Origin of the sequence: Mesorhizobium sp. M0910, assembly GCF_040319465.1 — a bacterium.
Lineage (GTDB): Bacteria > Pseudomonadota > Alphaproteobacteria > Rhizobiales > Rhizobiaceae > Mesorhizobium.
In genome coordinates, this window is sequence record NZ_JAMYNZ010000013.1 from 84048 (window position 1) to 105301 (window position 21254).

16 protein-coding genes are annotated in these 21254 nt (G+C 64.0%); 3 read left to right on the forward strand and 13 right to left on the reverse strand.

Annotation, left to right across the window (positions count from 1 at the left end):
* Positions 1-99 precede the first annotated feature (99 nt).
* A complete protein-coding gene (locus tag NKH78_RS26685) occupies positions 100-918 on the forward strand; it encodes a helix-turn-helix domain-containing protein (RefSeq protein WP_352706080.1) in 819 nt (272 codons plus the stop codon).
* Here NKH78_RS26685 and NKH78_RS26690 read toward each other — a convergent pair whose 3' ends face one another.
* Positions 919-1896, reverse strand: a complete 978-nt coding sequence (locus NKH78_RS26690) for a DMT family transporter (RefSeq protein ID WP_502899851.1) — start codon at positions 1894-1896, stop codon at positions 919-921. It lies immediately after the preceding gene.
* Positions 1893-2111 (reverse strand): hypothetical protein, encoded by a 219-nt coding sequence (locus tag NKH78_RS26695; protein ID WP_352706152.1) that lies wholly within the window; start codon positions 2109-2111, stop codon positions 1893-1895. The genes NKH78_RS26690 and NKH78_RS26695 overlap by 4 nt, the downstream gene beginning before the upstream one ends.
* A 154-nt stretch (positions 2112-2265) precedes the next feature.
* Here NKH78_RS26695 and pepN point away from each other — a divergent pair, with 154 nt between their 5' ends.
* Together pepN and NKH78_RS26705 are read left to right on the forward strand one after the other, a co-directional pair.
* The gene (pepN, locus tag NKH78_RS26700) at positions 2266-4911 is read left to right on the forward strand and encodes an aminopeptidase N (protein WP_352738182.1); all 2646 of its coding nucleotides are present in this window, start codon (positions 2266-2268) and stop codon (positions 4909-4911) included.
* Positions 4912-5101: 190 nt separating this feature from the next.
* Complete coding sequence (locus NKH78_RS26705; RefSeq protein ID WP_352738184.1) at positions 5102-7426, forward strand: PAS domain-containing sensor histidine kinase; 2325 nt, start codon at positions 5102-5104, stop codon at positions 7424-7426.
* A 51-nt stretch (positions 7427-7477) separates the two neighbouring features.
* On the opposite strand, the gene NKH78_RS26710 is transcribed toward NKH78_RS26705, so the two are convergent.
* The 11 genes from NKH78_RS26710 to NKH78_RS26760 form a co-directional block, all read right to left on the reverse strand.
* Positions 7478-7852: an EF-hand domain-containing protein gene (locus NKH78_RS26710; RefSeq protein WP_352738185.1), complete on the reverse strand. Its 375-nt coding sequence runs from the start codon at positions 7850-7852 to the stop codon at positions 7478-7480.
* Between the two features lie 254 nt (positions 7853-8106).
* Complete coding sequence (locus tag NKH78_RS26715) at positions 8107-11067, reverse strand: bifunctional [glutamine synthetase] adenylyltransferase/[glutamine synthetase]-adenylyl-L-tyrosine phosphorylase (protein WP_352778072.1); 2961 nt, start codon at positions 11065-11067, stop codon at positions 8107-8109.
* Positions 11067-12536 carry an ATP-binding protein gene (locus NKH78_RS26720; RefSeq protein ID WP_352738188.1) on the reverse strand — a complete coding sequence of 490 codons (1470 nt, stop codon included), beginning with the start codon at positions 12534-12536 and terminating at the stop codon, positions 11067-11069. The genes NKH78_RS26715 and NKH78_RS26720 overlap by 1 nt, the downstream gene beginning before the upstream one ends.
* 6 nt (positions 12537-12542) lie before the next feature.
* Positions 12543-13217, reverse strand: coding sequence for a response regulator transcription factor (locus NKH78_RS26725; RefSeq protein ID WP_254819962.1), 675 nt, complete (start codon positions 13215-13217; stop codon positions 12543-12545).
* Positions 13218-13506: 289 nt separating this feature from the next.
* A complete protein-coding gene (locus NKH78_RS26730) occupies positions 13507-15051 on the reverse strand; it encodes a Do family serine endopeptidase (RefSeq protein WP_352690015.1) in 1545 nt (514 codons plus the stop codon).
* Between the two features lie 116 nt (positions 15052-15167).
* Positions 15168-15632, reverse strand: a complete 465-nt coding sequence (locus NKH78_RS26735) for a cytochrome c-type biogenesis protein (protein WP_352738189.1) — start codon at positions 15630-15632, stop codon at positions 15168-15170.
* Positions 15629-17617, reverse strand: a complete 1989-nt coding sequence (locus NKH78_RS26740) for a heme lyase CcmF/NrfE family subunit (protein ID WP_352884757.1) — start codon at positions 17615-17617, stop codon at positions 15629-15631. Before NKH78_RS26740 ends, NKH78_RS26735 begins: the two co-directional genes overlap by 4 nt.
* Positions 17618-17631: 14 nt before the next feature.
* Positions 17632-18075 (reverse strand): cytochrome c maturation protein CcmE, encoded by a 444-nt coding sequence (ccmE, locus tag NKH78_RS26745; RefSeq protein ID WP_352706090.1) that lies wholly within the window; start codon positions 18073-18075, stop codon positions 17632-17634.
* 3 nt (positions 18076-18078) lie between these two features.
* Entirely contained in the window at positions 18079-19215 is a 1137-nt protein-coding gene (gene ccmI, locus NKH78_RS26750; protein ID WP_352752362.1) for a c-type cytochrome biogenesis protein CcmI, read from the reverse strand.
* Between the two features lie 78 nt (positions 19216-19293).
* On the reverse strand, positions 19294-19728 hold the full coding sequence (locus NKH78_RS26755; RefSeq protein ID WP_352690020.1) for an RT0821/Lpp0805 family surface protein: 435 nt from the start codon (positions 19726-19728) through the stop codon (positions 19294-19296).
* A gap of 109 nt (positions 19729-19837) precedes the next feature.
* Positions 19838-21193, reverse strand: coding sequence for an ATP-binding protein (locus tag NKH78_RS26760; RefSeq protein WP_502899853.1), 1356 nt, complete (start codon positions 21191-21193; stop codon positions 19838-19840).
* Between the last annotated feature and the right edge of the window lie 61 nt (positions 21194-21254).

Consider the following 21254-nt stretch of genomic DNA (forward strand, 5'->3'; position numbering starts at 1 on the left):
AGAGCGCGTCTTCAGTTCTCCCCTTGCGAGGAAGGAAGGGCGGCATCATGACTTCGCAGGTAATTGAAATGCGCCCACTGCCGGCCTAGTCATCTCGTTATGACAGCAGCCCAGATTTCCGCCGGCAGTCTCATTCGCGAATGGCGTACACGCCGGCGCATGAGCCAGCTCGACCTCGCTATGGAGGCCGAGATCTCGCAGCGGCATCTGAGCTTCGTGGAAAGCGGCCGCGCCGCACCCTCGCGTGACATGGTGCTGCATCTGGCGGAGCAGCTTTCGATCCCGCTCAGGCAGCGCAACCAGCTGCTGCTGGCCGCCGGCTTTGCCCCGAGCTTCGGCGAACGACCACTTGACGATGCCTCGATGGCACCGGCGATGGCGGCGGTCGAGACCGTGCTCAAGGCGCACGAGCCGTTCCCGGCGCTTACCGTCGACCGGCATTGGAACCTGGTGTCGGCGAACGCCGCCATCGGCCCGTTCCTCGCCAATGTCGCCGATGCCTCCCTGCTGAAGCCGCCGGTCAACGTTTTGCGCCTCAGCCTGCATCCCGGCGGCATCGCGCCGCGTATCGTCAACCTAGCGGAATGGCGGACGCATCTTCTGGAGCGGCTGAAGCGGCAGAACGACGCTACCGCCGATCCGGTTCTGGTCGAGCTCGAGCGCGAGCTTCGGGCCTATCCGTCCGGCCTTAGAGGCAGCCGGCCGGCGCCGGTCGAACCAAATGCGATTGTCCATCCGCTCAAGCTTGCCCATGGCGACGCGGTGCTGTCGTTCATCAGCACCATCACCGTGTTCGGCACGCCGCTCGACGTGACGCTGTCGGAGCTGGCGATCGAATCTTTTTTCCCCGCCGACGAACAGACGCGGGCGGTGCTGGTGCGGCTGGCGAAAGAGCGGACTGACGCAGCGGAGCCGTGATCACCCTTCCGGCGCGACGGCCTTGCGGGTGCGGGTGCGTTCGAGACCCAGCTGGCGCTCGCGCCAGATGATGAAAATCCCCGCCGCAACCACGATCATGCCGCCGACCAGCATGTTGATCGTGGCGACATCGCCAAAGACCAGATACCCGACGACGACGCCGAGGATCATCGAAGTGTATTCGAAGGGTGCCACGACGGAAGCCTCGGCATGGCGATAGGCCGAGGTCATCAGGATCTGGCCAAGCCCGCCGCAAAAACCCGCGGCAATCAGAAGCCCGGCCTGTGTCGTCGTCAGCGCCTGCCAGCCGAATGGCAGCGAAAGCAGCGCCATGAGGCTCGCGGTAACCGAAAACCACAGCACGATGGTCGCCGTCCGCTCGCTCTGGACGAGGTTGCGAACCAGGAGCATGGCGATGGCGGAGATCGCCGCGGCTATGAGGGCGGCAATGACGCCGAGCACCTCCTGATCGCCAAGGGCAGCGCCCGAACTGAGCAGCGTCAGTTCCGGCCATGAGATGATCAGCACCCCGACCAGGCCGACGGCAACCGCACTCCAGCGATATATGCGGATGGCTTCGCCGAGGAAGATCGAACTGAACACCACGACCAGCAGCGGCTGCGCGTAGTTCAGCGTGATCGCCTCCGGCAGCGGCAGCCGCGTCAGCGCGAAGAAGCCGAGCCCCATGGCACAGACACCGACGACGCCGCGCGCAATGTGGTTGATCGGGCGCTTTGTCGAAAAGGCGGTTCCGAGTTTTCCCTGGAAGGCGAGGAAGGCGATGATCGGAAAAATGGCAAAGAAGGAGCGGAAGAAGACGATCTGGCCCGCCGGCACGGTGCCCGCCGCCTTGATGCAGGACGACATGCCGACGAAGACCGCCACCGATACGATCTTGAGCAAGATCCCGGTCAGTGTGCTGTGCTCGCCGGCAAGATTGCCGGCTGCAAGCACTGGCAAATCCGGTCTGGCTGTCACGCCCCTTTTGCTTCCTCGATCGCCCAGATGCGCGCCGGCGTTGCCGGCCTGTCGATATGCCTGATGCCGTAGGCGCGGTAGAACGCGTCGGTCACCGCATTGAGCGCGGCAGGCGTCGATCCGATCGTAACCGCCCCGGCGCCTTTGATGAAAGCCCGATCGTCGCGACGCAACACAGAGGCGCTCATCCCGAATTTCGGCGTGACGATGGTCATGGAAGCCTCGCGATGATGCTTGGAAAATGATCGCCGGAAATAGACGTCGCTGCAGTTTTGTCGAGGGAGTGTTTCGTGTAAAGAGCGCAGACTTCAAATTATTTGGACCAGCGGACCCGCCCGCCGCTCCCGGATCGACAGGAAAAATCAAGGAATGCGCACGGATACCGGCCAGGTCTTCAAACTCGAAGACTATCGCCCTAGTGATTATCTGATTCCGGAAACCAGCCTGACTTTCCGCCTTTCGCCTGAAGCAACGCATGTCACCGCCGTGCTGACGGTCGAACGTCGCGACGAGATTGCCGCGTCGGTGCCACTGGTGCTGGATGGCGACGGGCTGACGCTCCGCAGTATCGCCATCGACGGCCAGGAACCGAGCCTTGAGGATTTTCTCGTCACGCCCGATCAACTGACAATCATCAGCCCCCCTGCCACAAGGCGCTTCCGGCTGAGAATTGAAACCGTGTTGGCGCCGGCGCAGAACGAAGCGCTGATGGGCCTCTATCGCTCCAGCGACGTCTATTGCACGCAATGCGAGGCCGAAGGCTTTCGCCGCATCACTTATTTCCTCGACCGTCCCGACATCCTGTCGGTCTATACGGTGCGTATCGAAGCGGAGCGCAATGAGGCGCCGCTGCTTTTGTCCAACGGCAACCCGGCCGGCAGTGGCGAGCTTGCCTGCGGCTGGCACTATGCGGTCTGGCACGACCCCTTCCCCAAGCCGTCCTATTTGTTTGCGCTGGTGGCCGGCGACCTCGGCAAGATCTCGGACAGTTTCGTTACCCTGTCTGGCCGCAAAGTCGAGCTCGGAATCTATGTCGAACCGGGCAAAGAGAGGCTCGCCGGCTACGCCATGGACGCTTTGAAACGGTCGATGAAATGGGACGAGGAGGCATTCGGCCGCGAATACGACCTCGATGTCTTCAACATCGTCGCCGTGTCCGACTTCAATATGGGCGCGATGGAGAACAAGGGTCTCAACATCTTCAACGACAAATATGTGCTGGCCGACCAGGAAACCGCGACCGACGCCGATTTCGCCAATATCGAGGCCATCATTGCGCATGAGTATTTCCACAATTGGACAGGTAACAGAATCACTTGCCGCGACTGGTTCCAGCTTTGCCTGAAGGAAGGCCTGACCGTTTTCCGCGACCACGAATTCTCCGCCGATCAGCGCTCGCGCGCCGTCAAGCGCATCGCCGAGGTACGTACGCTGCGCGCCCATCAGTTTCCCGAGGACCAAGGGCCGCTGGCGCATCCGGTGCGGCCGCGCCGCTATCGCGAGATCAACAATTTCTATACGGCGACGGTCTATGAAAAGGGCTCGGAAGTCGTGCGCATGATCCACACTATCCTCGGTGCAGAGACGTTCCGCGCCGGCATGGACCTCTACTTCGAACGTCACGACGGCCAGGCGGCGACGATCGAAGACTTCATCAAGGTGTTCGAAGACGTTTCCGGTCGCGACCTGTCGCAGTTTTCGCTCTGGTATCATCAGGCCGGTACGCCGAACCTGACCGTCAGTTCGGCGTATAATCCTGCGGCGCAGGAATTCACGCTCGAAATCGAGCAGTCGGTGCCGCCAACGCCGTCGGAAAGCCGCAAACGGCTGATGCACATTCCGCTTGCCTTCGGCCTGGTCGGCGCCGGCGGAGAGGCGACAGCCTATAGCGGCGTGGAAGGAGCGAATGTCGAGGACGGCGTCATCCATATTCGCAAACGCCGCCATGTCGTCAGGTTTTCCGGTATTGCCGAGCGGCCGGCCATGTCGCTCAACCGCGGCTTTTCGGCGCCGGTGACGCTTTCGGTCGAGCAGCGGCCCGACGACCAGTTTTTTCTGGCTGGCCACGACAGCGACGCCTTCTCGCGCTGGCAGGCGTTCAACACGCTTTTGACCGATGCGCTGATTGCAGCTTTCCGCCAGATCCTAGACCACAGGCAACCCGAGTTCAGCGCCCGGCTGACCGGGCTTGCCGGCAAAATAGCCGGCGACGAAGCGCTCGAACCCGCCTATCGGGCACTGGCGCTGGCGCTGCCCGGCGAGGCCGATATCGCCCGCGACATCGGCAAGAACATCGACCCCGACGCCATTTTCGCGGCGCGCAGGGCGCTGGCAGTTGCGATCGCCGAGGCCAACCGCGAGATATTCTCCAACTTCTACGATCGGCTCGCCGACAATGGTCCGTTCAGCCCGGACGCGGCCAGTGCCGGGCGGCGGGCGCTGCGCAATGTCCTGCTGGACTATCTCTCCTTGCTGCCGGGAGGTGCGGAACTCGCTGCCCGGCACTTCCAATCGGCGACCAACATGACGGATCGTGCCGCGGCGTTGACCGTGCTTGCGCACCGTCACCACGGCTCACCTGAGGCAATCAAGGCACTGGCCGATTTCGAGGCGAAATATGCAACCGATCCGCTGGTCATGGACAAATGGTTCCAGATCCAGGCCAGCGTGCCCGGTCCGCAAACCGTCGACGCGGTGCGCGCCTTGACCAGCCACCCAACGTTCTCGATGGCCAACCCGAACCGGGTACGCGCGCTCATCGGTACGTTTTCCAGCGCCAACCAGACCGGCTTTCATCGCGCCGACGGCGAGGGCTACCGGCTTTTCGTCGAAACGGTGCTGCAGGTCGAAAAACGCAACCCGCAGGTGGCCGCCAGGCTGGCGACGGCGCTCAGGTCGTGGCGCTCGCTCGAACCCGTGCGGCAGGCCAAGGCAAGGGAGGCGTTGCTTTCAATCGCCAATACCGAGAAGCTGTCGGCCGATTTGCGAGACATCATCGAGCGCACCCTGGCGTAAGCGACCTCCCCTTCTCCCCTTGTCGTGGGAGAAGGGAAGACCATCCGAAAACCCATTATTTTAGTCGATTTTTAATCTTTTTTCGCCGCACCTCTGGACAAGGCGAATCACCTTTGATTCTTTAGTGACGATTCGGAAGTGCGGCGTTGCCGGATCGTCAAGCGGGACAGAAAATCGGGGAGTGCCATTTATGGCGAAGGCGGACGCGTGGGGCGCGCCCGGTGGGACGGCGTTTGAGCGTCGCGAGGCGCGAAACGACGGTCTCGCGGGCAATACGCGGCTCATCGCCGAACCTGCCTACCGACGGCTGCTGGCAGCCGAGCCGCTGTTGCGGCGATCGATACCGGCCCTCATTATCATGTTTCTGTTGATCATCGCAGTACTGCGCTTTCTGTCGCTGATGAACGAGCGCGACGAGATCGAGCGCGACGCCAAAGCGATCCTTGCGCTGGCCGCCGGCCAACTGGCCAGTTCGATCGCCGACGCGACCATGGTTTCCGCGCCAGGTGCGATCCAGGACCTGCTGGAGAGCACCGGTCGTCAGGGCGCGATGGGCCGAAGCCACGTACTGGCGATCGCCGACAGCGCCTTCAAGATCATTGCCGTATCGCCGCAGTCGATGCACTGGGAGGGCCGATCGCTCGATGGCGTCGTGCAGGGCGGGCAGCCGCTGTTCATGTTCGGCGACCGCGCCGGCGTGATGGAGGTTAGCATCGGCGGACAGGACTGGTACGCGGCAGTGAGCCTGGCGAATGGCCGAAAGGGTGCCGCGGCAGCGTTCGTGCCGCAGGAGGCAGTTTTTGACGCCTGGCGCAAGACGGTCTCACTCAATGTCACGCTGTTCGTGCTGACGGCCGGCGTGCTGATCGTCGTCCTTTATGCCTATTTCGGCCAGGCGGCGCGTGCCCAGGCCGCCGACCGCATCTATCTCGAAGCCCACCAGCGCATCGACATGGCGTTGGTGCGCGGCCGCTGCGGCCTGTGGGATTGGGACATGGTGCGCGGCAAGATGTACTGGTCGCGCTCGATGTACGACATGCTGGGCTACGAGCCTTGCGACACGATGCTGTCGTTCGGCGAAGTCGACGAAATCATTCATCCCGAGGACGGCGATTTGTTCGAACTCGCCAACAGGATCGTCGCACGCGAGATCGATCATATCGATCAGGTGTTCCGGATGCGCCATGCCGACGGGCAATGGGTTTGGATGCGCGCAAGAGCACAGGTTATCGACCCGGAAGCGCCGGAGATCCAGCTGATCGGCATCGCCGTCGACGTCACCGAGCAGCGGCACCTGGCGCTGCGCTCCGAAGCGGCGGACCTGCGCCTGAGGACAGCCATCGAAAACATCAACGAATCCTTCGTGCTGTGGGATTCGTCCGAGCGCCTGATCATGTGCAATTCCAAATACCAGCAGGACAACGGCCTGTCGGATCGCGACGTGATGCCGGGCGCCCCGCGCGCCGTGCTGGAGGAACGCATGCTGGCCTTCGCCTCGGAGCGACGGCTTGCCAATACCAACGGACCGCAGGGGGGCGTGACCTTCGAGCGCCAGCTTGCCGACGGCCGCTGGCTGCAAGTGAACGAGTTGCGGACAAGGGACGGCGGCACCGTCTCCGTCGGCTCCGACATCACCCAGATCAAGCTGCACCAGGAGAAGCTGGTCGACAGCGAGCGCCGGCTGATGGCGACAATCCACGACCTCAGCCTTGCCCGCCGCGCGGAAGAAGAACGGGCTCGTGAGCTCGTCGAGCTCAATCGCAAATACATGAAGGAAACCGAGCGGGCCGAAGCGGCAAACCGGGCCAAATCCGAATTCCTAGCCAACATGTCGCACGAGTTGCGCACGCCGCTCAACGCGATCATCGGCTTCTCGGAACTGATGGAACGGCGGCTGTTCGGGCCGCTGGGGTCGCCGCGCTACGAAGAGTATGCCACCGACATCAATGGCAGCGGCAAATATCTTCTCGGCGTGATCAACGACATCCTCGACATGTCGAAGATCGAGGCCGGCCAGTTCGCCCTGGATCAGGAAGAAATCGATCTCTGCCCGCTCATCAGGGAGACAGTTCGCGTCGTCTCGCTGCAGGCGGCGGAAAAGTCGATCACCGTCGAAACCCGCATCGCCGATTCGCTGACGCTGTTCGCCGACCGCAGGGCGATCAAGCAGATCCTCATCAACCTTCTGTCCAATGCGGTGAAGTTCACCGGGCAAGGCGGCCACATTTCGGTCAGAGCCCGCAGCATTTCCAGCGCGCTGATCCTGACGATCGAGGACAATGGCTGTGGCATCCCGAAAGCGGCGCTGAGCAAGCTCGGACGGCCATTCGAACAGGTGCAAAACCAGTTCTCCAAGAGCCATACCGGCTCCGGCCTCGGCCTCGCCATCTCGCGCTCGCTGGCCGAGCTTCAGGGTGGCGCGTTGAAGATCCGTTCGACCGAAAGCATCGGCACGATCGTCTCGGTACGCATCCCGATGAAGAAAGTCGCGCAGGCGATCAGGGCGGCTGCGTGAATGACCAGATAAGTCTCCGGCGGCTCGCGCCGCCGGAGCGGTTGTCAATTCTCACTGCATGCCGTCAGCGCCATCATTGCCCTCGCCGTCCCATTGGCGGTGACGGCCGGGACCCTTCGGCAGTTCGTTCTTCTCGATCTTGCCGTCATTGTCACGGTCGAGCATGGCGAACACCTTCTTCTGGCGGCTGGTGATATCGTCGGCGGTCAGCGTCCCGTCGCCCTTGGTGTCGTAGCGGGCGATGATGCGCCTGGCCATCTGCTCGAAGCGTGCCTTCTCCAGCGCGTCGGCGAGCTGTGCCACGGTCAGCTTGCCGCCATTGTCAGCGACCATCTTCTTCAGCCGCGCGTTCATGGCGTCGGAGAACTGGTCGAAGGTGATGGTGCCGTCATTGTCCTTCATGACCTTGCCGAGGCGCATCATCATGCCGTCGCGCGGCCTGGCGCCGGAGTGCTCGTCTGCAAGGCTGCGGTGCCGACGGCGCCGGCCAGGGCTGCGAAAACGAGTGCAAGTCTGGTTGTCTTTCTCATGGTCTTCTCCTGTTGCATCGTCACCCCCGATGCTAGAGCGGCGGACCTTCATCCCCCGCCCTATCTCTTTGATTGAACATCGGAACCTCCCAAAAAAGGTCGCAATTTCGGGTCCGATGCTCTCGCCCGTACGGCTGGTTGCCGTCACGGTTATTTCGCACGAACCAGAAGGTCGAAATCCTTTCTGACCTTCTGCGACGTCTCCTTGAGATGCCCTTCAAGCACACCGAAATCAGGCAGGTCGGTGACCGCAAGAAGCAGATCGGAAAGCCCTGGCGGAACGTCGTCGCGTTCGAACGCGCCGGTGAGGCAAAGCCGTATCATCTGAGTCAGCGCCAGATAGAGCGAAAAGGCATCCACCAGTTCCTGCCTGACCTGGGCGCTGGCGAAATCCGGCGCCAAGCGCGACAGGACCTCAGCCGTGCCGGTAGCCCTGCGGCCGGCTTCGATCTTTCCCGTGATCAACGCAACCTGGGCAATGAATTCGAGATCTATGAGGCCGCCCGGGATCAGCTTGATGTCCCAGGGATCGCGCGGCGGCTTCTCCTTGTCGACCATGGCGCGCATCTCGGATGCCTCGGCCATCACCTTGGCTGGATCGCGCGGCAGAGCGAGTACTGCGGCAACTTCCTCCTCAACCTCGCGGCAGAGCTCGGCATCGCCACCGATCGTGCGGGCCCGCGCCAGCGCCATATGCTCCCACGTCCAGGCGTCCTGGCGCTGGTACTTCTTGAATGCATCGACGTGCGTGGCCACCGGCCCCTTGTTGCCGGACGGTCGCAGGCGAAGGTCGAGCTCGTAGAGCACGCCCTCGGCGGTCGGCGCGGAAACGGCGGCGATCAGCCGCTGCGTCAGCCGGCTGTAGTAATGCGACGGGGCAAGCGGCTTGTCGCCGTCGGACTCCTCGGCATCGGCGTCGTGATCGTAGAGCAGGATGAGGTCGACGTCCGAACCCGCCGTCAGTTCGCGGCTGCCGAGCTTGCCCATGCCGAGCAGTGCGACCCTGCCGCCGGCAATATAGCCATGACGCAACGCGAATTCCGCCGTCACCGCCTGCAACGCCGCCCCGATGGTCAGATCGGCGAGATCGGAAAAGGCGCGGCCGGCGCGCGGCGGATCGATCGACCCTGCAAGCAGCCTGACGCCGATCAGGAATTTTTGCTCCGAAGCAAAGATGCGCAGCCGGTCGAGCACGTCCTCATAAGCCCTGTCGCCTTCGAGAAAGCCGGCAAGGCGCGCCGATAGATAGGCGCGGTTGGGCAGTTCGCTCAGCAGCGCCGGATCGAGCAGGCCATCGAAGACATGCGGCCGGCGCGTGATGATGGCGGCCAGCCGCGGTGCCGCGCCCATGATCGTCGCCATCAGCTTCAGCAACGCCGGATTCGACTGCAGCAGCGAAAACAGCTGAATGCCGGCAGGGAGGCCGGCAAGGAATTCGTCGAAGCGGATCACCGCCTCGTCCGCTCGCCGCGTCTGGCCGAAGGCTTGCAGCAGCGCCGGCGTCAGTTCGGTCAGCCGCTCGCGTGCCTCCGCCGACCGGGTGACGCGGTAGCGGCCGAAGTGCCAGCCGCGGATAACCCGGCAGATGTCGCTCGGCCGCTGGAAGCCGAGCCGCCGCAGGGTCTGCAAGGTATCGGGATCGTCGACGTCGCCGGTAAAGACCAGATTGCCGATGCCGGCCGAAAGCTCCGGCGCGGTCTCGAACAGCGCTGCATAGTGGCGCTCGACCTGATGCAGCGCCGCGCGGAACGTTTCGGCAAAGCCTGCCGCATCGGCAAAGCCCAGCATGCGGGCGACGCGTTCCAGCCCCTCTTCGTCCTCCGGCAGGATATGCGTCTGCTGGTCGGCAACCATCTGGATGGCATGTTCGACGCGGCGCAGGAACCAGTATTGCCTGGTGAGTGCATCGCGCGCGTCGGCGGTGATCCAGCCGCGCGCGGCGAGTTCGCCGAGCATCGGCACGGTCTCGCGGCCGCGCAGTTCGGGAAAGCGGCCGCCGGCGATAAGCTGCTGGGTCTGGACGAAGAACTCGATCTCGCGGATGCCGCCGCGGCCAAGCTTGACGTTGTGGCCCTTGACCGCGACCTCGCCATGGCCCTTGTGGGCGTGGATCTGGCGCTTGATCGAATGGACGTCGGCAATCGCCGCATAGTCCATGTATTTGCGCCAGATATAGGGCTGCAGTTCCTTCAGGAACGCGGCGCCGGCAGCAACATCGCCGGCCACCGGGCGAGCCTTGATCATGGCGGCGCGCTCCCAGTTCTGGCCGCGCGCCTCATAGTAGCGCAGCGCCGCCTCGACCGGGATCGCCAGCGGTGTCGAGCCGGGGTCAGGACGAAGCCTGAGATCGGTGCGGAAGACGTAACCGTGCTCGGTGCGGTCCTGGAGGATACGGACCAGCCGACGGGTCAGGCGCGAAAACAGCTCTGTGGCATCGAGCGGGTCGACGACGGCAGGCGCATCGGGGTCGAAGAAGGCGACGAGGTCGATGTCGGAGGAGAAGTTCAACTCATGCGCGCCGAGCTTGCCCATGCCGAGCAGAATCCAGCCCGAGCGTCGCGCCGGATTTTTGGGATCCGGCAATCGGAGCTTGCCCTGCTCATGCGCGTCGCGGAGCAGGAAATCGACGGCCGCACGCGTGCAGGCATCGGCAAGGTCGCTCAGTCGCCGCACTGTCAACGAGGTCTCGGCCTCGCCGGCCAGATCGGCCAAGGCGATCAGGAAATGCGCCTCCGCCTTGCATTGGCGCAGCTCCATCATCAGGCTGGTTTCGGAGACGGCCTCTGCGCGTGCTGCCTTGTCGATCGCGGCGCCGATCGATGACAGCCGCGCCTCGACCCTCCCGTCGAAAAGCGCATCGAGTATCTGCGGCCGGCGGCGCGCGGTATCGCGCAGGAACGGCGACAGGTCGAACACGGCGGCGAGGAAATCCTGGACGACCCCCTTGCCGGCGAGAAATTTCGCCAGTCGCGGCAGTTCCTTTTGCCGCGCGGCGTCGGCGATCTCCGACAGTTCCTGCCTGGCGCGGCTTGCATCCAGCGGAACGAGCTCTACCGCCGGCTTCAACAGCCAGTCCGTTTCCAGGCGTCGCACTGCCATCCTCGCAACCATCAGCGATCCTCCCGCCCGGGAAAACTCATGACGACCGACAATCCGGGATTGCCGGGCAGCAGCTCAAGCCGTCCATTGTGGAATGTCATGATCGCCTTGGCGAGACTCAAGCCAAGGCCGGAACCCGGCTGCGAGCGGCTCTTTTCCAGCCGCACGAAACGCTCGGTCACCCTGGCGCGGTCGACATCGTCGGGAATGCCCTGGCCGTTGTCGGAGACGGCGAGTCTGATCTCGCTACCGACACGCTCCAGCGTCACGCGAACCGTAGGCCCGGAGGTCGAGTCGGTCGAATATTTGATCGCATTGTCGACGATGTTGGACAGCGCTTGGCCGATCAGCTCGCGATTGCCGTCGACGACGAAAGAACCTTGCACCGAAGTTTCGAGTGTCACGCCCGCCTCCTCCGCTACCGGCTCGTAGAGTTCGACGACATCGTGCACGGCAGCGGCCAGATCGACCCTGGTGGTGCTTTCCGAGGAATAGCCGGCCTCCAGCCGCGAAATCATCAGGATAGCGTTGAAGGTCTTTATCAGCTGATCGGATTCGGCGATCGTTCCTTCCAGAGCCTGCCGGTAGTCACTGGCGTTGTGCTTGCCGGAAAGCGTCGCCTCGGCGCGATTACGCAGCCTGGTCAGCGGCGTCTTCAGGTCATGGGCGATGTTGTCGGAGACCTGCTTCAGGCCCTCGTTCAGCGTGGCGATCCGGGCCAGCATGGAATTGAGGTTTTCCGACAGCCGGTCGAACTCGTCACCGGCGCCGGTGACCGGCAGCCGGCCGGAAAGATCGCCGCCCATGATGCGGCGGCTCGCCTCCGACACGCTGTCGATGCGCTTCAGCGCCGCGCGCCCGACGAAGAACCAGATCAGCAGCCCGCCGACGCCCATCATGCCGAGCGCCAGCATCAAGGCACGGCGAATGACAGCGCGGAAGCGCTCCGGCTCGCCGAGGTCGCGGCCGACCAGCATGATCATCTGGTTGGGCAGGCGCAGCACCAGGGCAACGGCGTTGTGGCCTTTCTCGCCTTCGGCCTGGACTTCGCTCTGGGCGGGCTCGTTCGGGTCGGAGACCGGGTTGCGCTGCCGTTCGAGCTCGCCCTCACCGAAGCGGCGGTAGGAGAACGGTTCGGTGGTCCAGCCCTCGGCCTCGATCACGCCCGGCTCCAGGCTCTGCACGTTGCCGGTCAGGATCTGGCCGTTGGCATCGGCGATCAGATAGAGATTGGCGCCGGGCTGGCGGGAGCGCTGCTCGACGACGCGGACCAGCAGCGGCAGGCCGCCGCGCTGATAGGCGCGGGCAAGGCCGAGCACCTCGTCGTTGATCGTCTCCTGCGTCTGGGCGGTCAGCATGCGCACCGAGAGCGAGGTCATGTACAAGACCAGCAACACCGCACACAGCGCAAAAAGCAGAAGATAAAGCGCTGAAAGCCGCGCTGCCGTCGTCTTCATGATGGCCGGCACGGAAAGAGCCATGGGGTTCTAGCCGCTTTTCAGCATGTAGCCGGCGCCGCGAACCGTGTGCAGGATCGGCTTGTCGAACCCCTTCTCGATCTTGCCCCGCAGCCGAGAGATATGAACGTCGATGACGTTGGTCTGCGGATCGAAATGATAGTCCCAGACGTTCTCGAGCAGCATGGTGCGCGTCACCACCTGGCCGGCATGGCGCATCAGATATTCGAGCAGGCGGAACTCGCGCGGCTGCAGCGTTATCTCGCGCCCGGCGCGGCGCACCGAGTGCGACAGCCGGTCGAGTTCGAGATCACCGACCCGGTAGACGGTTTCGGCTTCCCTGGCGCTGGCGCGGCGGTTCAGCACCTCGACGCGGGCGAGCAGTTCGGAAAAGGCGTAGGGTTTGGTCAGGTAGTCGTCACCGCCGGCGCGCAGACCGGTGACCCGGTCGTCGACTTCGCCGAGCGCCGAAAGGATCAGGACGGGCGTCGTATTGCCTCTGGACCTGAGCCCGGCAATGACGGACAGGCCGTCGCGGCGCGGCATCATGCGGTCAACGACCATGACGTCATAGTCGCCGGAATCAGCGAGCGCGAAGCCGGTTTCGCCGTCGCCGGCGACATGGGCGGTATGGCCGGCCTCGGCGAACGCCTTCTGCAGGTAGTCGGCTGCCTCGCGATCGTCTTCTATGACGAGAATCTTCATAGAACCGTTATACGCGATTTCGCTGGAAGATTGAGTGGCCGGCATACGCATCGTGGCCTTCTCCATGGCGTATCGCGAACAAAGTGATTCAAGGATACGCGGTAAGTCTTTGTTTTAGCATGTCGTAGCCTAAAACCGCTTCACGCTTTGAGCGACATGTTCGAGCGGCAGCGGGCGATGGGAAGCCCGCTGCCGCTGGGGCGGAACACGATGACTGACTAACGTATTCAGGCCCCGTGCTTTCCCGTGCGGCGGCTCGGGGGTGTTGAAAACCGCCGCACCGGAAAAGTCAGCCCTTGGCGACAGGCAGTGCGACGAAGCGGTTACTGTCGTCGCGGGTGATCTGCATCAACACCGCTTTGCGGCCGGACTTCACCGCGTCGGCCATCGCCTTGTCGACGTCGGCGGTGCCGCTCACTTCCGTCGAATTGACGGAGGTGATGACGTCGCCGGGCTGGATGCCGCGATCGGCGGCATCGCTGTCGGGGTCGACGTCGGTCACCACAAGTCCCTTGCCATTTTCGGACTTGGTAACGGTCAGGCCGAGATCGGCGAGCGTGTCGGTCTTCGGTGCCGGAGCAGGCTGCTGGTCGGCCGAGGCCTGCTTGTCGCTCGACGGCAGCTTGCCAAGGTCGACCTTAACCGCCTCGCTCTTGCCGTTGCGCCACACCGTGACGTCGACCGATTTGCCGGGCGGGTAAGCGCCAATCAGTCGGGCGAGTTCCTTCGGCGAAGCAACGTCCTTGCCGTCCACCTGGGTGATCACGTCACCGGCGGTGATGCCGGCCTTCTTGCCGGGACCGTTGTCCTGCGCGCTGGCAACGAGCGCGCCTTTGCCGGACCCAAGGCCAAGCGACTCGGCGATTTCAGGCGTGACCGGCTGGATTTCGACGCCGAGCCAGCCGCGCTGGACGGTACCGTTCCTCATCAGGTCCTGCACGACCTGCTTGGCGGTCGAAGCGGGAATGTCGAAGGCAATGCCGACGCTGCCGCCCGACGGCGAGAAGATCGCGGTGTTGATGCCGACAACCTGGCCGTTGAGGTTGAAGGTCGGGCCGCCCGAATTGCCGCGGTTCACCGAGGCGTCGATCTGGATGAAGTCGTCATAGGGACCGGCGCCGATATCGCGGCCGCGGGCCGAAACGATGCCTGCGGTAACCGTGCCGCCGAGGCCGAACGGATTGCCGACAGCCACCACCCAGTCGCCGACGCGAACCTTGGAATCATCGGCGAAGTCGACATAGGTGAACCTGTTGCCGTCATCGACCTTGAGCACGGCAAGATCGGTGCGCGGATCGGTGCCGATCAGCTTGGCGTCGAGTTCCTTGCCGTCATTGGTCACCACGGTGAAGGCGGTCCCCTCCTCGACGACATGGTTGTTGGTGACGAGATAGCCGTCATCGGAGATGAAGAAGCCGGACCCTTGCGCCACCGGCCGCGGCTGGTCGTTGTTGCGGTCACGATGTCCAAAACGACGCATTCCGTTCGGGCCTTGGTCGCCAAAGCCGCGGAATTCGCGGAAGAAACGCCGCAGCTGCGGGTTATCGGGAAGATTGCCTAAGCCGTCCTCGTCGTCCATCTGGTCGGAACCGTCATCGGCCGTCGGCTGGATCTTGGCCTTGACGCGCACGCTGACAACCGCCGGCGAAACACGCTCGACCACATCGGCGAAGCTTGGGACCTGCGGTGCCTCGACACGCACGGCGTCGGCCAGCACCGGGGCTGTCCCGGTGGCAACGGCGCCGAAGCCGATCGCGCCGGCAATGGCCAGGGATGCGGCTGCGGCCAGCAGGCGTTTGCGAGTGCGAAGAGATGAATTGGGGGCAACATTCATGGTTCTCGTATCCTCTTTTCAAGGGACGCCCCTTGTTTGGCATCCTCGACAAAGGAAATAGAGAGCCGCACATTACGGCGCCATTTCCGGTACATGAAACTTTCGTAATGTATCGATCAATCGCGGCGGAGCATTGCGTCCAACGCCGCCTGCTCGTCCGCGGTCAGGGCATTGGTCGCCGTCGAGCGGCGCGAGCGGGCGGCCAGCAGGATAAACGTCCCGCCAACGAGCAGCAGAAGAACTGGCGTCCCCCAGAGCAAGACATTGCGCAGATTGAAGCGTGGCTTCAGCAGCACGAACTCGCCGTAGCGCGAAACGACATAGTCCATCACCTGCTGATCGGTATCGCCGGCGACCAGACGCTGGCGCACAAGGATGCGCAGGTCACGGGCGAGATCGGCATCGGACTCGTCGATCGACTGGTTCTGGCAGACCATGCAGCGCAGGCCTTCCGACAAAGCGCGCGCCCTCGCCTCGAGTGCCGGGTCGGCGAGCACCTCGTCGGGCTGGACCGCCTGCGCGGCGCCGGCGAACAACAGCGCCAGCAGCAGGACCAGCGAGGCCAGCGTGCTCCTTCTCATTGCGGGCTCGCCGATGGCATGGCGCCTGCAGGCTTGCGGCGCGACGGTGCGCCGACGCGCAGGCGGCGGTCAAGCAGCGACATCGCCGCGCCCGCCATCATCACCAATCCGCCGCCCCAGATCAGCGTCACCAGCGGCTTCCACCACAGACGAACGACCACCGAGCCATCGCTGCCCTCGTCGCCAAGCGAAAGATAGAGCTGGCTGAAGCCGATCGTCCTGATGCCGGATTCGGTTGTGGTCATCTGGCGCACCGGATACGAGCGCTTGGCCGAGGTGATCTCGCCTGCGACGCTGCCGTCGGCGCCAATCAGGGCGAAGCGGCCGCGATCCTCACTGTAGTTAGGGCCCTGGGCCGGGTAGAGCCCCTCGAAGCGCAGCCTGTGACCGGACAGTTCGACGGTCTCGCCGGCATGCATCGACAGGATTTTTTCGGTGCCGAAGCAAAGCGTGCCGACAATGCCAAGCGTCGTCAGCCCGAGACCGAGATGCGCAAGCGCTGTGCCGAAGACCGAGCGCGGCAGGCCGGCGAAGCGCCTGAGCATGGTGGCGAGCGCGACGGTGCCGAAGCCGGATTTGACGCCGAGATCGGTGAGCGCACCGCAGATTAGCCAGAAGGCAAGGCCGACACCGAGCGCTGCGAATACCGATGCGCCATCGATGAACAAGGCCGTCACCAGTACGGCGAGCAGCGCCGCCGCGAAAGCCGCCATCAGGCGCTGGGCGACCGCGAAAATGTCGCCGCGCTTCCAGGCGAGCAGCGGCCCGAACGGCACGACGACCAAGAGCGGCACCATCAGCGGGCCGAATGTCAGGTTGAAGAACGGCGCGCCGACCGAAATCTTGTCGGCCGAAAGCGCCTCGACGGCGAGCGGGTAGAGCGTGCCGACCAGCACGGTGGCGGTGGCGGTGGTCAGGAACAGATTGTTCAGGACCAGCGCGCCTTCGCGCGAGATCGGGTGAAACAGGCCGCCGGCCGTCAGCCGGGAGGCGCGCAAGGCAAACAGCGCCAGCGAGCCGCCGATGAACAGCGTCAGGATGCAGAGGATGAAAACGCCACGCGTCGGATCGGTGGCGAATGCGTGCACCGAGGTCAGCACGCCGGAACGCACCAGGAAGGTGCCGAGCAGCGACAGTGAGAAGGTCAGGATCGCCAGAAGCAGCGTCCAGATCTTCAGCGCCGAGCGCTTTTCCATGACGATCGCCGAATGCAGCAGCGCCGTGCCCGCCAGCCACGGCATGAAGGATGCGTTCTCGACCGGGTCCCAGAACCAGAAGCCGCCCCAGCCGAGTTCGTAATAGGCCCAGTAGGAGCCCATGGCGATGCCGCCGGTGAGGAACATCCAGGCGACCAGCGTCCATGGCCTTACCCAGCGCGCCCACGAAGCGTCGATGCGGCCCTCGATGAGGGCGGCGACCGAGAAGGAAAAGCAGATCGAGAAACCGACATAGCCGAGATAGAGCAGCGGCGGATGGATGGCGAGGCCGAGATCCTGCAGGATCGGGTTGAGATCGCGTCCCTCGATAGGCGCCGGATTGAGCCTGACGAACGGGTTCGACGTCGTCAGGATGAACAGCAAGAACGTGGCGCCGATCGCTCCCTGCACGGCAAGCACATTGGCCCGGAGCGTCGCCGGAAGATTGCCGCCGAAAACGGCGACAAGCGCGCCGAAGAAGGTCAGGATCAGCACCCAGAGCAGCATCGAACCTTCGTGATTGCCCCAGGTTCCGGTGATCTTGTAGATCAGCGGCTGCAGCGAATGCGAGTTCTCCCAGACGCTCTCAACCGAAAAATCGGACCCTGCATAGGCGGTCGCCAGCGCTACGAAGGACAGCGCCGTCAAGGCAAAGCCGGTCAGCGCGGCGGGTGCGCCGACGGCCATCATCTTGTGGTTGCCGGTGCGCGCGCCGAACATCGGCACCACCGTCTGCACCAGGGCCAGCGCAAACGCCAGGACCAGGGCGAAATGTCCGGTTTCAACCATTGTCGCCGCACCCGCTACTCACTCTTGCTCTCCTGCCACACGCCCTTGGCCTTGAGGCCGTCGGCCACCTCCTTGGGCATATAGGTCTCGTCATGCTTGGCGAGCACGCTGTCGGCGACAAAGATGCCGTCGGGGCCAAACGAGCCTTCGGTGATCACGCCCTGCCCTTCCCGGAAAAGGTCGGGAAGAATGCCGGTATAGGTGACCTTGACGTCCTTCTGGTTGTCGGTCACCGAAAAGGCGACGGTGGCGCCTTGGCTACGCTCTACTGTGCCTTTTTCGACGAGGCCGCCGAGCCTGATGCGCTGGCCCGGCTGAAGGCTGGCGGTGGCCAGATCAGCCGGCATGTAGAAATAGGAGGCCTTCTGGCCAAGCGCACAGAAGGTCAGCCCGGTGGCAACACCGAGAAACCCCAGCCCTGCGGCGATCACCGACAGTCGTTTCTGCTTGCGCGTCATCGTCTACTCCGTCGCCGTCACGCCGAGCGAGGCAGCAAAGGCGGTGAATTTCCTGGCCTGGTCACTGTCCGCGCCAAAGACGGCGATACCGCGATTGAGCGCGTCACGCGCCTGATCTGTCTTGCCCAGCACGACATAAGAACGAACGAGCTGCATCCACCCTTCCTCGTCGCGCGGATTTTGCCGAAGCTTTTCATCGAGGCTGGCAACCATAGTGCTGATCATGGCTTGCCGGTCCTGCGGCGACATCGAGGAGGCAGCATCGATATCCTCGGCGCTCGGTCCTTTCGCGGGCGCTCCGGAAGCGACGCTGCGGGCGGCGGATTCGGCCAGCGCCTGCTCGACGGCGCCGCGCCACGGCGAGCCCTGCGGCAAGGCGGCCAGCATCTTTTGCCAGGCCGCCGTGGCTTCAGCTATGCGGCCCTCCTGTGCCATGCCCATGGCGAGATAGAACGCGGCCTTCGGATTGGCCGGATCGAGCTTCAACGCCGCCTCGAACGCCGCCTGCGCTTCGGCCGAGACAATGCCGCCGGCCGCATTGGCTATCGCCTCGCCAAGACCCGCCTGACGGGCAGCGCTGTCGCCGTCGAGGCGGATGGCGTTGCGATAGGCGGTCACCGCATCGGCGTATCGCTGCATGCGCAGATAGACCGGCGCCAGAACGTCCCAGCCACGGCCATCGGATGGGTTGGCCGCCAGGTGCGCCTCGGCGCGGGCTATCAGCTCGTCGACCGAGCTGTCGGCGGGGTTCTTGGCCAGGCGTTCGCTGAGTGGCTGCGATGGCAGGTCGGGTGAGCCGAGCTGGCCATAGAGGCCCCAGCTGAGCAGCGGAACCACCAGCACGGCAGCCGTCGCCACCAGTCTTGTCGACCGCGACGGCTGCGTCGCCGTCTCGCCGGCCTGGCCGGCATTGCTCAGGCGAAGGATGCGGCGGGCGATTTCGGCGCGAGCCTCTTCGGCCTCCATCGGCTGGATCAGGCCACGCGCCATATCGCGGTCAAGCTCGGCCAGCTGGTCGCGATAGACTTCAAGGTCGTGATCGCCGGCAGCGGACGCGTTCTTCGATCCACCGGCCAACGGCAGCAGCACCGCCAGGCTTGCGCCCAGCGTCAGGATTGCGGCTATGACCCAGAACAGCATGGCTCTTCCAATAGAACGAGACCCCTGCCCTGCCAACACAAGCGTGCTGCGACGCTTTGGCGGAAACGGCCGGACCAGCTACGTCAGCGGCGTCCAGCTGCCGTCGGCATTGCGGCAGGCGGTTCCGCGCGCGGTGGCGCCGGCGGTGCCGGTAAACACCGTATGGGTGTATTGCCGGCAGTCCTGCGATCCGACGCGATAGGGCTGGGCGGCAACCACTTCGCCGCGATGGGCCGAACTGTCGCTCTTCCAAGCCACTTTCTGGCCGCTCGCCGTGTATTCAAGCGCCTTGTATTCCGCCTCGAGCGCGCTGCGTTTCTCGGTCTCGCTCAGGCCGGCGCCGATAGAGCCGCCGACGAGGCCGCCGCCCATGGCGGAGATGATCGTCGTCGCCACCTTGGCGCCGCTGGGGGGCGTGGCGGCCGGCGTTACCGTAACGGCCGGGCCCTTGCTGAGCGTTGTGCAGCCGGAGACGGCGAGCAGGGCGGAAACGAGCGCGACGCGAATCTTCATGCCAATACCGGCTTTCTTGAGCTGGACCGCCGCGCTGTCAGCAGGCTGGCGCGGCGATAATGTCGATGTTTGTCGGAAATTTGGCCGCAGCCGGCCACCTGGAAAAGCATTACTGAAGGCTCCGCAATCGAACCATCGCCTTCAATCCACCCATGACGGATCGTTCCAGCGCCAGAGAGCCTCCATACTCGTTGACAAGGTCGGCGACAATGGCAAGTCCGAGCCCGCTGCCCGGTTTTGTCTCGTCGAGACGCCGGCCGCGCTGCAATACCTCGCGCGCCTTGTCGTCGGGAATGCCGGGGCCGTCATCCTCGATGGCTATCTCGAATAGATTGGCCGCGCCTTCCTTGCTGGCGCCACCCTTGCTGGAGATTGGCTTCACGGAAACGGCAACCGCGCTCCTTGCCCATTTCATCGCATTGTCGAGCAGATTGCCGAGCAACTCCTCCAGGTCCTCGCGTTCGCCGGCAAAGACGATGTCGGTGGCCGGCAGTGAGAGCGACAGCGCCGTCTGCGGGTTGAGCTTCTGCAGCACCCGAACCATGCGCTGGACCAGCGGTGTCACCGGCGTTCGGTAGACGACGCTGTCGCGCTGCGCGGCGACACGGGCACGTTGCAGATAATGGTCCACTTGCTTCTGCATGGAAGCAGCCTGCTCAGCGATCAGCTGCCCCTTGGCGCCACCCAGCGCCCGCGCCTCGTTGAGCAGCACGGCAAGCGGTGTCTTCAGCGAGTGCGCCAGGTTGCCGACCTGCGTGCGCGACCGCTCGACGATACGCCTGTTGTTCTCGATCAGCGCATTGGTCTCGTTGGCGAGCGGCTCGATCTCGGCCGGGAAACGGCCGTCGAGGCGTTGCGCGGTTCCTTCGCGCACCATCGCAAGCGCATTCCTGACCCGGCGCAGCGGCTGCAGGCCGAGCAGGATCGCAATCGCGTTGATGGCGATCATGCCGACGCCGAACAGCGACAGATAGGTCAACAGACGCCGCTGGAAGGTAGCGATTTCCTGCTCGAGCTCGGTCTGGTTGCCCATGACACGGAAGCGCGCGGCGCGATTTTTCGCATCGAGGACGAACTCGCTCTCGAACACCTCCAACTGCTCGCCTTCGATGCCGTCCGCTGAATAGCTGCGCTGGAAGCTGGCATTGAAGGGCACCTCGGCAACGCTTGGCGACGGGATCGCCTTGGTCATTGACGACGAATGGAGATCGCCGTGCACGCCTTCCGAGGCGGGCTCGACCGACCAGTACCAGCCGGAATTCGGCTCCGAGAATCTCAAATCGCCAAGGTCGGGAGCGCCGGTCAACTGGCCGCCTTCGGAAACGCCCACCGAGCCGATCAGGTTGAACAGATGCGCCGAAAGCAGGCTGTCGAAACCGCGCTCGCTGGCCTGGCGATAGAGCGTGGTGATCAAGGTGAAGATGACCACCAGAGTGAGGATCGCCCAGACCGTGGAAAAGGCGATGACGCGAAACGCCAGCGAACGCGGCCATGACCGCAGCGACGGCGTGTTCGAGACGGCGGGT